This is a genomic window from Microbacterium oxydans (assembly GCF_026559675.1).
GTDB classification, from domain to species: Bacteria; Actinomycetota; Actinomycetes; order Actinomycetales; family Microbacteriaceae; genus Microbacterium; species Microbacterium oxydans_D.
Map to the genome: position 1 here is coordinate 1,524,709 of NZ_CP092891.1, position 12,231 is coordinate 1,536,939.

12 protein-coding genes and 1 tRNA gene are annotated in these 12,231 nt (G+C 70.6%); 5 read left to right on the forward strand and 8 right to left on the reverse strand.

The window, feature by feature from the left end:
- Positions 1-7 precede the first annotated feature (7 nt).
- Both nhaA and MME74_RS07215 read right to left on the reverse strand, forming a co-directional pair.
- Positions 8-1,285 carry a Na+/H+ antiporter NhaA gene (nhaA, locus tag MME74_RS07210; protein WP_267418082.1) on the reverse strand — a complete coding sequence of 426 codons (1,278 nt, stop codon included), beginning with the start codon at positions 1,283-1,285 and terminating at the stop codon, positions 8-10.
- Between the two features lie 66 nt (positions 1,286-1,351).
- On the reverse strand, positions 1,352-1,525 hold the full coding sequence (locus MME74_RS07215; RefSeq protein WP_267418083.1) for a hypothetical protein: 174 nt from the start codon (positions 1,523-1,525) through the stop codon (positions 1,352-1,354).
- Positions 1,526-1,798: 273 nt separating this feature from the next.
- Here MME74_RS07215 and MME74_RS07220 point away from each other — a divergent pair, with 273 nt between their 5' ends.
- The gene (locus MME74_RS07220; protein WP_267418084.1) at positions 1,799-2,854 is read left to right on the forward strand and encodes a hypothetical protein; all 1,056 of its coding nucleotides are present in this window, start codon (positions 1,799-1,801) and stop codon (positions 2,852-2,854) included.
- 41 nt (positions 2,855-2,895) lie between these two features.
- Entirely contained in the window at positions 2,896-3,705 is an 810-nt protein-coding gene (locus MME74_RS07225; protein WP_267418085.1) for a metallophosphoesterase, read from the forward strand.
- Positions 3,706-3,773: 68 nt separating this feature from the next.
- Here MME74_RS07225 and MME74_RS07230 read toward each other — a convergent pair.
- Both MME74_RS07230 and MME74_RS07235 read right to left on the reverse strand, forming a co-directional pair.
- Positions 3,774-3,846 (reverse strand) — tRNA-Arg (locus MME74_RS07230).
- Between the two features lie 16 nt (positions 3,847-3,862).
- Positions 3,863-4,678, reverse strand: a complete 816-nt coding sequence (locus tag MME74_RS07235) for an SGNH/GDSL hydrolase family protein (protein WP_267418086.1) — start codon at positions 4,676-4,678, stop codon at positions 3,863-3,865.
- Between the two features lie 93 nt (positions 4,679-4,771).
- Between MME74_RS07235 and argS the strand changes: the two genes are divergently transcribed.
- Both argS and MME74_RS07245 read left to right on the forward strand, forming a co-directional pair.
- Positions 4,772-6,436 carry an arginine--tRNA ligase gene (gene argS / locus MME74_RS07240; protein WP_267418087.1) on the forward strand — a complete coding sequence of 555 codons (1,665 nt, stop codon included), beginning with the start codon at positions 4,772-4,774 and terminating at the stop codon, positions 6,434-6,436.
- A gap of 40 nt (positions 6,437-6,476) precedes the next feature.
- On the forward strand, positions 6,477-7,325 hold the full coding sequence (locus tag MME74_RS07245) for a DUF2993 domain-containing protein (RefSeq protein ID WP_267418088.1): 849 nt from the start codon (positions 6,477-6,479) through the stop codon (positions 7,323-7,325).
- 13 nt (positions 7,326-7,338) lie between these two features.
- On the opposite strand, the gene MME74_RS07250 is transcribed toward MME74_RS07245, so the two are convergent.
- The 4 genes from MME74_RS07250 to MME74_RS07265 form a co-directional block, all read right to left on the reverse strand.
- Positions 7,339-8,082, reverse strand: coding sequence for an alpha/beta fold hydrolase (locus tag MME74_RS07250; protein WP_267418089.1), 744 nt, complete (start codon positions 8,080-8,082; stop codon positions 7,339-7,341).
- Between the two features lie 2 nt (positions 8,083-8,084).
- Positions 8,085-8,666: a TetR/AcrR family transcriptional regulator gene (locus MME74_RS07255; RefSeq protein ID WP_267418090.1), complete on the reverse strand. Its 582-nt coding sequence runs from the start codon at positions 8,664-8,666 to the stop codon at positions 8,085-8,087.
- The gene (locus MME74_RS07260; protein ID WP_267418091.1) at positions 8,644-9,543 is read right to left on the reverse strand and encodes an alpha/beta fold hydrolase; all 900 of its coding nucleotides are present in this window, start codon (positions 9,541-9,543) and stop codon (positions 8,644-8,646) included. The genes MME74_RS07255 and MME74_RS07260 overlap by 23 nt, the downstream gene beginning before the upstream one ends.
- A 68-nt stretch (positions 9,544-9,611) precedes the next feature.
- Positions 9,612-10,658 (reverse strand): YihY/virulence factor BrkB family protein, encoded by a 1,047-nt coding sequence (locus MME74_RS07265; RefSeq protein ID WP_267418092.1) that lies wholly within the window; start codon positions 10,656-10,658, stop codon positions 9,612-9,614.
- 147 nt (positions 10,659-10,805) lie between these two features.
- Between MME74_RS07265 and lysA the strand changes: the two genes are divergently transcribed.
- A complete protein-coding gene (gene lysA / locus MME74_RS07270; protein ID WP_267418093.1) occupies positions 10,806-12,224 on the forward strand; it encodes a diaminopimelate decarboxylase in 1,419 nt (472 codons plus the stop codon).
- The last annotated feature ends 7 nt before the right edge of the window (positions 12,225-12,231 follow it).

Genomic DNA, 12,231 nt, shown 5'->3' on the forward strand with positions numbered 1-12,231 from the left:
GGGTCGATCACCCGGCGGAGGAGGACCTGCGCGCGCGGGCACTGCGGCAGGCGAGGACGATTCCTCCCAGCAGTGCGGCCACGAGCGATCCCACGAGCACGCCGATCTTCACGTGCTCGTCCGCGACGGAGCTCGAGCCGTACGCGAGCTCGCCCACGAGCAGTGAGACCGTGAAGCCGATCCCCGCGAGGAACGCCATGCCGGCCAGGTCGGGCCAGCGCAGGGTCTCATCCAGGCGCAGCGCCGGGACCCGGCTCAGCAGGAAGGTCGTGGCGAGGATGCCGATCGGCTTGCCGGCGACGAGCCCCACGACGATCCCGATCGTGATCGGATCGGCGAAAGCGGAGGCGAGGCCCGCCCATCCGCCGATCGTGACCCCGGCGGCGAAGAACGCGAACACGGGGACCGCGAACAGTGTCGCCACGATGCTCCAGCGGTCGGCGAAGTGCGCAGCCATCCCGTCGTACACCGGTCGACCCCCGTCATCCGTGCCCGTGTGCACCCGGGCGCGCTCGGTCGCCGTGACGGGGACGACGAAGCCGAGCAGTACACCCGCGACGGTCGCGTGGATGCCGGACGCGTGGATGCACACCCACACCGCGATCGCGAGGGGGAGGAGGAGCCACCAGGCCCGCACGCCCTTCGCCACCAGGGCGGCGAACCCGGCCAGCGGCAGCAGCGCGAGGATCAGCCACGGGAAGCTGATGGTGTCGGTGTAGAACGTCGCGATGATGGTGATCGCGATGAGGTCGTCGATGATCGCGAGCGTCAGCAGGAACACACGCAGGGCCGGCGGCAGGAACTTCCCGACCACGGCGATCACGGCCACGGCGAAGGCGATGTCGGTCGCGGTGGGGATGGCCCAGCCGCGCAGGGCATCCGCTCCGCTTCCGGCGTTGATCAGGACGAAGAGGAGCGCGGGCACGAGGACACCGCCGACGGCTGCCGCGATGGGCAGTGCCGCCCGGCGCGGATCGCGCAGGCGGCCGGCGACGAACTCCTCCTTCAGCTCGAGGCCGACCACGAAGAAGAAGATCGCGAGCAGGCCGTCGGCCGCCCAGGCGCCGATGCTGAGTTCGAGGTGCAGCTCGGGGATGCCGAAGGTGAAGTCCCGGACGGATTCGTACCAGGAGGCGGCGGGACTGTTGGCGAGGATCAGGGCGGCGAGCGTCGCGCCGAGCAGGAGCGCGCCGCCGAGCGTGTCGCTGCGGGCGGTGGAGCGGATGCCGCGCCACAGTGCGTGCGGGGCGAGGGGGAAACGGGCAGGGGCAGGACTCGGGGACACGGAAAGACCTCACGCGAGAGAAGGGGTGAAGGGCGCAGAAGACCACCGCCCCGTTCGAGGCGTGGTCTAGTTCCGTGGCGGCGGGCAGCCGGCGATCTCGCCGTGCGAGAGCGTGCCCCACACGCTGGTCCACCCGTTCGTGCCCGGGTGCAGGACGACGCGCATCCACTCCCTCATCGGGGTCGCCGAGCGGAGACGGTGCGGGGCACGCGTCGAGCCGGCGATGGAGAGGAGGGGCACCGGATCAGCCTATCCGGAGGCGCGGGGGACGGCCTCCCGCGACCACTAGTATCGATTTCCGGGCGGGCAGACTCGGGAAGCCTCCGCCACGGCGCTTCAGCAGCGCCGATCTTTGAACCGCAGGACAGCCCGACCTGCTCGCGATGAGCCGCGCCAACCCGAGAAGAGGCGACGCAGGATGATGCGTTCCCCGTCCATCGAGCATCCGCCGGTGCGCCCAGGAGCAGGTGCAGACACCCCGAACCGGCGCATGAGCGCGATGCGGAGGCACGGATGAACGCGTATCCGCACCCGACCGGTCGGCCGCCCGCTCGGAAGCGGCAGGGCGCCCGTGTCGTCGTTCTCAACGTGCTCGCGCTCGTGGCCATGTTCTGGATGATCTACGAAGTCCTCGGCCTCGGCGATGTCTTCGGCTACGCGGGGCTCTCGAACGATGACGTCGATCAGGAGCTGAACAGATCCGTGCTCGGAGCGCTCTTCGATCCGGTCGCCCTCGTCGTGACGACGGTGATTCTCGTCGGATCGATCGTGATCCATCTGATCGCGCGCACGACCACGACGAAGGTGAGCATGATCATCTCCATCGTGTTCTATGTGCTCTCGTTCTTCCGCGTCTCTCTGGTCGTCTCGATGATGCTCTCGGCGGCGGGAGCTTTCGGCTCCTCGATCCAGAACGTGCCGGACGAACGCGTACCGACGGCGGAGGAGCTGGTGATCGAGGCACCGAAGCTCGCCGTGTACCGGGACTCGAACGGCACGCGGGTGACCACCGCTCTCACCAACGCGACGGAAGAGCACTGGGAGTCCGCCACGGTCGCGGTCACCGTCCTGTCCGCCGAGGGCACCGTCTGCCGTCAGTATGAGGCCGAGGAAGCACGGCTCGCTCCGCAGGAACGGCGTGAGTTCGTGGGCGAGTTCCTCGATCCGGCCGTCATGTACTCCGATTCGTCCTGCGTCCCCGCGAGCGCGACGGTGACCGCGGTCGGTGTCGACGTGGACTCGCGCTCGGAGATCGACCCCGCAGAGTATCCGGGGGCCACGGTCACCCCGTCGTATGCCGCGCTCGCACCGCGCGAGGAGCAGGGCATCGTCCCCGGTCGCATCGAGCTGTCGGTCGCGGGTGCGCTCACGCCCGAGTCGATGGAACTGCTGCGCAGCGACAGCAGTCTCGCGGCGGGCTTCGAGGTGGCCGATGCGCAGGGCGTGCGGCTGGCGTGGTGCTTCCGTCCCCTCGGGGTCGCAGCGGACGGCAGCTTCGTCACCCGCGGGTTCCACAGTCCGGTCGAAAGCGGTCTCTACATCAGGGCGATCCCGGTACCGGGCTGCTGAGTCGCGGCTCTCGTCCTCGGAATATCCGGCGGGATCCGGTGTTGTCACACAGTCCCGCCGGAAAAGGAGCGACCATCGCCAGCATCTCTGCCGTTTCAGACATTCATGGACATCTGGAGGCGCTGCATGCGGCGCTGGACATCGTCGACCTCGAGGGGAACCCCGATGCCTCCCTCGTGCTCCTCGGGGACTATGTCGATCGTGGGCGGGACTCCCGCGGTGTGCTCGAACTGGTTCGAGAGGTCGCCCAGCGCCACCCCGACCGGGTGACGGTGCTTCTCGGCAACCACGACTGCGGGCTGCTGGAGTGGCTCGACGCCGGCGATCCGGCCGACACCGATGACGAGGACCCGACGTGGATTCTGTCCGACGAAGGACTGACGACCGTTCGGTCGTTCGACTCCGAGAGCGTGATCCGCACGGTCGTCCATGACGAGATCGACGCCGAGGTCAGCATGCGGCTCCGACGCGAGGTCTTGAAGCAGCACGCGGAACTCTTCTCCTGGCTCCGCCGCCGACCGCGTGTTCACGAGACCGAGGGTCAGATCTTCGTGCATGCCGGGATCGACGAGCTGGCGGGCGAGCACTGGCGCGCCGCCACGCCCGAGCACTGGCTGACGGAGAAGTACCCGGCGAGCCAGGGCCGGTTCCACAAGACGATCATCGCCGGACACGTCCGGACGGCTGAGCTGCACGCCGACGGCGACAACGCCGTCTATCACGACGGCGCCAGCCACTACTACATCGACGCCGCCGTCGAAGTGACCGGGAAGCTGAACGTGCTGCGCTACGACGTCGAGAGCGACATGTACTCCTGGCAGATGACGCCGGTGCCCGCAGCGCGCCGCTGAATCGACGCCGCGCCCCGCGCCTCACACGAAGAAGACCCCGCCCAATCGGGCGGGGTCTTCTGTACGTGTGCCCCCGACAGGAGTCGAACCTGCGACCTACGGTACCGGAAACCGGCGCTCTATCCACTGAGCTACGGAGGCGTACCGATCGACAATATCACTCGTCGGGGGTGGTCTCCGACCCGCCGGCCTCGGTGACCGGCGCGGCGCGCAGCTCGTCGAGTGCGGCGGCGAGCTTCTCGGCCAGGTAGCGGTGTCCTTCCGTGGACGGATGCTTGCGCCCGAGGTCCACGTCGATCACGTCGAGATAGTTCTGCTCGGTGATCCAGTCCTGTGCGATGGGGGAGATGTACCACCAGCCGCGGGCTCCGGCGAGTTCGGCGAGGTCGGTGTCGATGCGGGCGGTCTCCGTGCCCACCGGGAGCTCGTGCGGTGCCGGCCCGAGCACGACGATCGTGGCGTCCGGGTACTTCGCGGCCAGCGCGTCCCAGGCGGCGGTCACGGCCGCGCGGTAGCCGGCGGCGCCCTGCGCGCGGTCGTTGATCGAGCCCTGGATGATGATGAGGTCGGGCGTGAGTGCAGGGTCGAGCGCGGCGATGCGCTCCCCGAACGTCGGACCGTCGATCCCGGGCTTGAGGTAGCCGCTGCCGCGGACGCCGTTCACGATGGTCTCGCCGTCGAGCAGCTCGGCAAGGACGTAGGCGTATCCGAGGGTCGGCGTGGTCGCGGCCGAGCCGTACGTCCACGAGTCTCCGAACACCAGCACGGTGGGGTGATCCGGCAGGGCGAGAGGTGCGGGCGCGATGGCTTCCGGTGCCGCGGCGGCTCCGTCGACAGGGGCGCCGACGGGTGCGGTGGAGGGCAGCGGAGTCCAGGGCCGCCACATGCCGAGAACGCCCGCCGCGACGGCCAGGAGCAGGGCGATGGCGACCCCTGCGGTGCGCAGTCGATGGCGGGTGGCGGCGGCCTTCATGGCATGAGAGTAGATCACTGCGGGGCGAACGCAAATTCCGCGCGCCCGGCGTCGTCCGAGTGGGCCGTGCGACCCCCGTAAACTGGGGAGGTTATGAACCCCGAAACGCTTGCCGCAGCCCTCCTGGCCGTCCTCGCACCGATCGCCGAGGAACGACGTCCCGGCGAGCCGCTGGAGCTCGCCGCGGCCGACATCGTGCTGGAGCGTCCGCGCAACCGGGACCACGGCGACTGGGCCTCCAACATCGCCATGCGTCTGGCCAAGCCCTTCGGTACGAACCCGCGGGAGCTCGCCCAGCAGATCGTCGACGGCCTCGCCGCCGTGGACGGCATCGCGAGCGCCGAGGTCGCCGGTCCCGGGTTCATCAACATCCGTCTCGACGCGGCTGCCGCCGGCGCGCTGGCGAAGGTGATCGTCGACGCCGGCGCCGCCTACGGCACGAACACGTCGCAGGCGGGCGTGAGCGTGAACGTCGAGTTCGTCTCCGCCAACCCGACGGGGCCGCTGCACATCGCGCACACCCGGTGGGCGGCGCTCGGCGACTCGATCGTGCGTCTGCTCCTCGCGAGCGGTGCGAACGCCGTGCGCGAGTACTACATCAACGACGCGGGTGCCCAGATGCAGCGCTTCGCCAGCTCGGTGCTCGCGGCCGCGAAGGGCGAGCCCACCCCGGAGGGCGGCTACCCGGGTGAGTACATCACGACCCTCGCCGGTCGTGTCCTCGACGCGCGCCCCGACCTGCTGGAGCTCCCGGAAGCGGAGCAGCCGAGCGTCGCGATGGAGCTCGCCTACGAGTTCCAGCTCGCCGAGATCAAGAACTCGCTCGACCGGTTCAACGTGCCGTTCGACGTCTGGTTCTCCGAGCGCACGCTGCACGCGAAGGATGCCTCCGGCACGAGCCTGATCGACCAGGCCGTCGACCGTCTGCGCGAGCAGGGCCACGTCTTCGACGACGAGGGCGCCGTGTGGGTGCGCACGACCGACTTCGGTGATGACAAGGACCGCGTCATCCGCCGCTCGAATGGCGAGTACACCTACTTCGCCGCCGACGCCGCGTACTACCTGAACAAGGGCGATCGCGGCTTCGAGAACAAGATCTACCTGCTCGGTGCCGACCACCACGGCTACGTGCACCGCCTCAAGGCTGTCGCTGGCGCCGCGGGTCAGGACCCGGAGAAGAACGTCGAGGTGCTGATCGGCCAGATGGTGTCGATCAACGGTGCCCGCCTCAGCAAGCGCGCGGGCAACATCATCGAGATGGACGACCTGCTCGACTGGCTCGGCACCGACGCGCTGCGCTACTCGCTGGAGCGCTCGCCCGCCGACTCGCCACTCGACCTCGACCCCGAGCTGCTGCAGAAGCGCACGAACGACAACCCCGTGTTCTACGTGCAGTACGCGCACGCCCGTACGCACAACGTGGCCCGCAACGCCGCCGATTCCGGGATCGCCCGTTCCGAGTTCGTCCCGGAGACCCTCACGCACGAGACCGAGGGGGCGCTGCTCGGCGCTCTGCAGGAGTTCCCGCGCATCGTCGCGTTCGCCGCCGAGGTCCGCGAGCCGCACCGCGTCGCCCGCTACCTCGAGGAGCTCGCCGGCCTGTACCACCGCTGGTACGACAACTGCCGCGTGATCCCGCTGAGCGACGACCCGATCGAGAGCGTCCACCGCACGCGTCTCTGGCTGAACGACGCCACCGGTCAGGTGCTCCGCAACGGGCTCGACCTCCTGGGCGTCAGCGCGCCAGAGCGCATGTAGTGCGCGCAGCCGCGCGTTCCGGTACGGCAGGATGGCAGGCATGAGCGACGACAACCACACCCTGCCGTATCCGGAACCCGCGGCCGAGCACCCGACGCTCGTCATCCCCGGGTCCGCCCCTGCGCAGGCGACGGAGACGGCGCCGCGCACGCGCCGTCGCTGGCCGTGGGTGCTGCTGATCGTGGTGGTCGTGCTGGCGCTGCTCGTCGTGGCCGCCGAGTTCATCGCGCGCGCCGTGCTGCCCGGCATCGTGCGGTCGATCGTCGTCGAGCAGCTCGATCTTCCCGCCGACCAGCAGCTCGACGTCGAGACCGAGGGTCTGCTGCTCCCGCAGTTGATCGGCGGCAGCCTCGACACCCTGCACCTCTCGACCGACTCCGTCACGCTGGAGGGCATCACGGGGGCGGCGGATGTCACCGCGACGGGTGTGCCGCTGCGCGGCGGCGACCTGGGCGGGGCCTCCGGCACGATCCGCATCGATCAGGCGCAGTTCACGTCGCTGCTCGCCGGCACCGACCTGCCGGTCGAGTCCGTCGAGTTCGATGCGCCGAACGCGACGGTGAGCGGATCGATAACCGTGTTCGGTGCGGACGTGCCGCTGTCGCTGACGCTCACCCCCGGCGCGATCGAGGGCGACCTCGAGCTGACGCCGGTCGCGGCCAGCATCGGCGGACTCGACATCGACTTCGACCGCGTCGGCTCGTCGCTGGGTTCGCTCGGCGAGGGCCTCACGCAGCCGCAGCGGGTGTGCATCGCCGACCAGCTCCCCGCCGGCCTCACCCTCACCGGGCTCGAGATCGTCGACGGCGCGGCCGTGATCGACATCGACGTGAACGGCGCGATCGTCACCGACACGTCGCTGCAGGACAAGGGCGTCTGCCCGAGCTGACACACGCGCGGGGTCAGACGGTGCCGGGCCCCGGCATCGCCTCGATCCGTCGGGCGAGCAGGTCCGGGCGCTGCAGCGGGATGCCATGGCCGCAGCCGTCCACCACGTCGAGCTCGCTGTGGGGGAGCATGGTGTGCAGCACAGCGGCCGATCGCGCCATCAGCTTCTTCTCCCGCGCGCCCACGAGGATCAGCGCCGAGCCGGGGAACGCCGACCAGGAGGCGGGTGGGAGGAAGCGGAGGTTCTCCTCGACCGTGGCGAGCAGCGTCTGGCGGGAGATCGTCGCCGACGTCTGCACGTAATCGGCCAGATGCTCCTCCGGCACGAAGAGCTCGCGGGCCTGGAGACGCGCGAACCACTCCCTCCGCGCGAGACCCGCGGTCGCCCCGAGCAGCGCGAGAGTCGGTCCGACCGCACGCATCGGCACGGCCTGCGCGCTGACGACGACCACCCGCTCGACGAGATCGGGCCGTTCGGCAGCGAGCAGGACGGCGAGCTGCGCGCCCAGGGAGAATCCGACGACCGTGGCGGGCTGATCGACGGACTCGAGGATGCGCGCGAGCGCCTCGACCGTCTCCCGATGCGAGACGTAGGGCGCATCCGCGCTGCGACCGTGACCGGGGAGATCGGGCACGAGCACCCGGCGGTCCGCGGGCAGGTGCGCGCGCAGCGGGTCCCACATCCAGCCGGCGACGCCGCCCCCGTGCAGGAGCAGGAGCGGTCGAGCGCCCGCGGGCCCGGAGGTCTCCAGATGCATGGTCAGTCTCCTTCGAACGTCGCGGCCATCCGGCCGATGGTCTCGATCGCGCTCTCCAGCTGTGCGCGATCCAGGGGACCGAGCAGGCGAGCGGCCGAGAGCAACCCGATCGTCGTGCTCGACAGGGCGAGCGCGAGGGCCTGCGGATCGACGTCGGCCACGATCCGACCCCGCTCCTGCAGATCCCGGAACCAGGCGATCACCCGTTCGTGACGGGCGCGGTAGCGGCCGTCCGTCACCTCGAGGACGTGGGCGCCGAGCACGCCCTGATCGTCGAGGAACGCCGCCGTCATCAGCGGGTCGTCGAGCAGCGCTCGCGCGGTCGCCCGGCACGCCTCGCTGAGACGCGGGTCGTCGCCGTACTCGCGACGCACCCGCTCGGCCATGCGCGCGTTCCCGCGCTGCAGCACCGCATCGAGGATGTCGTGCTTGCCCGAGAACTCCAGGTACACGGCGCCCTTGCCGACACCGGCCCGGTCGGCGATCGCGGCCACGCTCATCGCGTCGAAGCCGTGGGCGAGCACGAGCGCCTCGGTCGCGTCGAGGATGCGCTCGCGTCGGTCAGGCACGCGGGGTCGGGGCATCATCCCTCCTCAGGTGGTCGATCATCGCGGGGATGACGAGGTCGGGGCGGTCGCGCTGCACCCAGTGGCCGGCGCCGGGGACGGTCAGCAGTGCGCCGGCGGGGAGCAGGTCGGCGGCGCTCCTGACGCGTGCGAGGGGGACGCCGCTGTCGCGATCCCCGTGCACCAGGAGGACCGGCGTGCGCAGGGACGGCAGCCGATCCGTGTACACGGTCCGCAGCCGGTTCCAGAGCACCTGGTCGCGCTGCCATTCGCCGAAGACCTCCAGCCCGGTCCCGGTCGACGCCTCGGTGACCACCGCGTCCACGAGCGCGGGTGTGCGCGACGCCGGTTCACGGACCAGATCACGGAGCGCACGCTCCATCGCGGGCCGGCTGTGCGCGTACGAGCGGGTCATCCTGGCGAGCAGCCCGGTGCGCAGCAGGAGGAAGGAGATGAGATGCGTCATCGGGCCCAGGAAGCCGTCGGCGAGGCGGGGCATCAGCCCGTAGCACCCGAGGAGGACGGCGGTCCGCGCGCGGCCCGGCTGATCCAGGAGGTGTCCGACCGCCATGCCGCCGCCGAGGGACAGACCCGCGACGGCGTAGTCGGCGAGACCGAGTGCATCGACGAGCTCCGCGACGTGGCGCACGAGTCGTTCCTGCGTGAGCGCCCATCCCGCACGAGGGCTCTGCCCGAACCCCGGGTGGTCGGGGGCGAGCACGCGATGTCCGGCCTCCGCGAGGGCCGGACCGACCTCACCCCAGGACAGCTCGGCGCTGTCGGCGCCGCCGCCGTGCAGGAGCAGTACCGGCGGGCCCGTCTCCGCGGCCGGGCGCCATTCCCGGACCGACACCGTGGCGTGCGGCAGCGCGATCGTCGTGCGTCGGGAGTCCATGACTTCCTCTCGTTGTGACCAGAATAGCCGCTTTGGTCACAACGAGAGCGGGTCAGGGCGAGAGTGGGTCAGGACGAGCGCTCCTCCGCGGCAGCCTTCTGGGCGGCACGGAGCTCGGCGGTCGCGGTCTGCACCTCGACCTCGGCGCGCTGCATGCGGCGCTGTGCGAACGTCGTCGCCGCGAACCGTGCGTGCACGCGATCCGAGGTCTCCTCCTCGGCGGTCACGATGTACGCGCAGGCGAACAGCATCACCTGGGCGGAGAAGTTCAGCCAGATCAGCAGCGCCAGCAGCGAGGCGAACGAGGCCAGCAGCGGGTTGCTCGTCGCGCCGCCGACGAACAGTCCGGACAGCTCCTGCAGCACCAGGAGCCCGAAGGCGCCGAGCAGGGCGCCCGACCACAGCGACCGCGCCGACGGGCGCACGCCCGAGAGCAGACGGAAGACGCCGATGATGAGCGCCGTGTCGAGCGCGAAGACGACGAGGAGCGATACGAGCCGGACGGTCCAGGCCGCGACGGGGGAGTCCTCCGGGATGCCGAGCAGACCGGTGATCCAGGTGACCCCGAGCTGGCCGGCGAAGGTGAGGAACGCCGAGACGACGAAGGCGAGCCCGATGCCGAGGGCGAGCGCGAGGTTGCGCAGGATCACCCAGATCCACAGGATGTCGTCCTGCAGCGTCCCGGCGAGCACGCGCACGGCGGTGCGCAGCGACCCGATCGCGCCCAGAGCGGAGCCGATGAGGGCGACCAGCGAGACGATGCCGGCGATCGACAGCGACGCGGGGGCGTTCAGGGCGTCCGTGCCGATCACGCCGCCTTTGCCGATGAGCCCCGGCACGGCCGACTGCACGGCGTCGATGATCGCCTGCCACGCGACCGGGTTGCCGGCGAGCCACAGCGCCGCGATCGAGAACCCCAGCAGCACACCGGCGAACACGCTGAAGAGCGCGCGGTAGGTGACGCTGTCGGCGAGCATCGGTCCGCGTCGCTCGCTGTAGAGCAGGGCCGCGCGCACCGGACGCCGGGCGAGCGCCCAGGCGATGAGCGGGCCGGTGATGCGCGCGACGAGCCCGGGGCGCGCGGGGGCTTCGGTTCGTGATTCGGTGTTCGTCACGCCCCCACCCTAGGAGGCCGAGACGAACCGGCGCAGGGGGCTTGACGCCGCGCGTCACCGTGACCAGGGGGATCCGCCGGTGCCCTAGAATCGGGTCAGCCTCGATGTGCGCGCCCCGCCCGAGATCCTTCCCACGATTGGTGATCAGTGCTTCTCCCTGCCGATTCGCTCGCTCCGGAATGGCTCGTCGTCCCCGAGGACGCGAACGATCTGGCCGACGGCGTGTGGCCGGCCTCCGCCGTGCGGGACGCCGAGGGAGCCCTCGACATCGCCGGCATCAGCGCCACGACGCTCGCCCGCACGTACGGCACCCCGTTGCTCGTGTTGGACGAGGACGAGGTCCGCGGTCGCGCGAGGCGGTTCCAGGTCGCATTCGACCGGGCGGCGGCCGACAACGGCACGACCGCTCAGGTCTACTACGCGGGCAAGGCGTTCCTCTGCACGACGGTCGCGCGCTGGGTCGTCGACGAGGGACTGCGCGTGGACGTCTGCACCGGGGGAGAGCTCGCCGTCGCCCTCGCCGCCGGTGTCGCACCGGCGTCCATCGGCTTCCACGGCAACAACAAGTCCGTCGCCGAGCTCGAGCGTGCGGTGGAGGTCGGTGTCGGCACGATCATCGTCGACAGCGCGATCGAGATCGAGCGCCTCGCCGCCATCACGGCCCGCACCGGAGCCACGCAGCGCGTGCTGGTCCGCGTCATCAGCGGCGTCCACGCCGAGACGCACGACTTCCTCGCCACGGCGCACGAGGATCAGAAGTTCGGCTTCCCGCTCCCTGACGCCGAGAAGGCCGTCGCCCGGATCCGTGAGATCCCCGGCCTGGTGTTCGCCGGGCTGCACTGCCACATCGGCTCCCAGATCTTCGGTGTCGCGGGCTTCCGCGAGTCCGCATCCCGCGTGCTCGATCTGCATGCCACCCTGCTCGAAGCCGGGCCCGTCCCGCAGCTCAACCTCGGCGGCGGGTTCGGCATCGCCTACACGCGCATCGACGACCCCACCCCGATCGACGAGCTCGCGTCCGAGATCGTGGCCGCGGTGGCCGAGGGCTGCGCCGCACGCGGCATCGCCGTCCCCGCGCTGTCGTTCGAGCCCGGTCGCGCCATCGTCGGCACCGCCGGCGTCACGATCTACGAGGTCGGCACCACGAAGGACGTGACCATCGACTCCGGTGCCGTGCGTCGCTACATCAGCGTCGACGGCGGGATGAGCGACAACGCCCGCACCGCGCTCTACGGGGCGCAGTACTCCGCACGCCTGGCCTCGCGCGCCGGGACGGGCGAGCCGCGCCTGAGCCGCGTGGTCGGCAAGCACTGCGAGTCGGGCGACATCGTCGTCGACCACGAGTACCTGCCCGCCGATCTCGTACCGGGCGATCTGCTCGCCGTGCCGGCGACGGGCGCCTACTGCGTCTCGCTCTCGAGCAACTACAACCACGTGCCGCGACCGCCGGTCGTCGCCGTCCGCGACGGACGGTCGACGATCATCGTGCGCGGCGAGACGATCGACGATCTGCTGGCCCGCGACGCGGGCATCGACGGGGCGAACGCCCCCGAGGGAGACCGATGACCCACCC

Bases quoted from the DNA above. Each gene is read 5' to 3' on its own strand.
- MME74_RS07220 (WP_267418084.1), top strand. From the start codon at position 1,799: ATGAACGCGTATCCGCACCCGACCGGTCGGCCGCCCGCTCGGAAGCGG.
- MME74_RS07235 (WP_267418086.1), bottom strand. From the start codon at position 4,678: ATGAAGGCCGCCGCCACCCGCCATCGACTGCGCACCGCAGGGGTCGCC.
- argS (WP_267418087.1), top strand. From the start codon at position 4,772: ATGAACCCCGAAACGCTTGCCGCAGCCCTCCTGGCCGTCCTCGCACCG.
- MME74_RS07245 (WP_267418088.1), top strand. From the start codon at position 6,477: ATGAGCGACGACAACCACACCCTGCCGTATCCGGAACCCGCGGCCGAG.
- MME74_RS07250 (WP_267418089.1), bottom strand. From the start codon at position 8,082: ATGCATCTGGAGACCTCCGGGCCCGCGGGCGCTCGACCGCTCCTGCTC.
- MME74_RS07255 (WP_267418090.1), bottom strand. From the start codon at position 8,666: ATGCCCCGACCCCGCGTGCCTGACCGACGCGAGCGCATCCTCGACGCG.
- MME74_RS07260 (WP_267418091.1), bottom strand. From the start codon at position 9,543: ATGGACTCCCGACGCACGACGATCGCGCTGCCGCACGCCACGGTGTCG.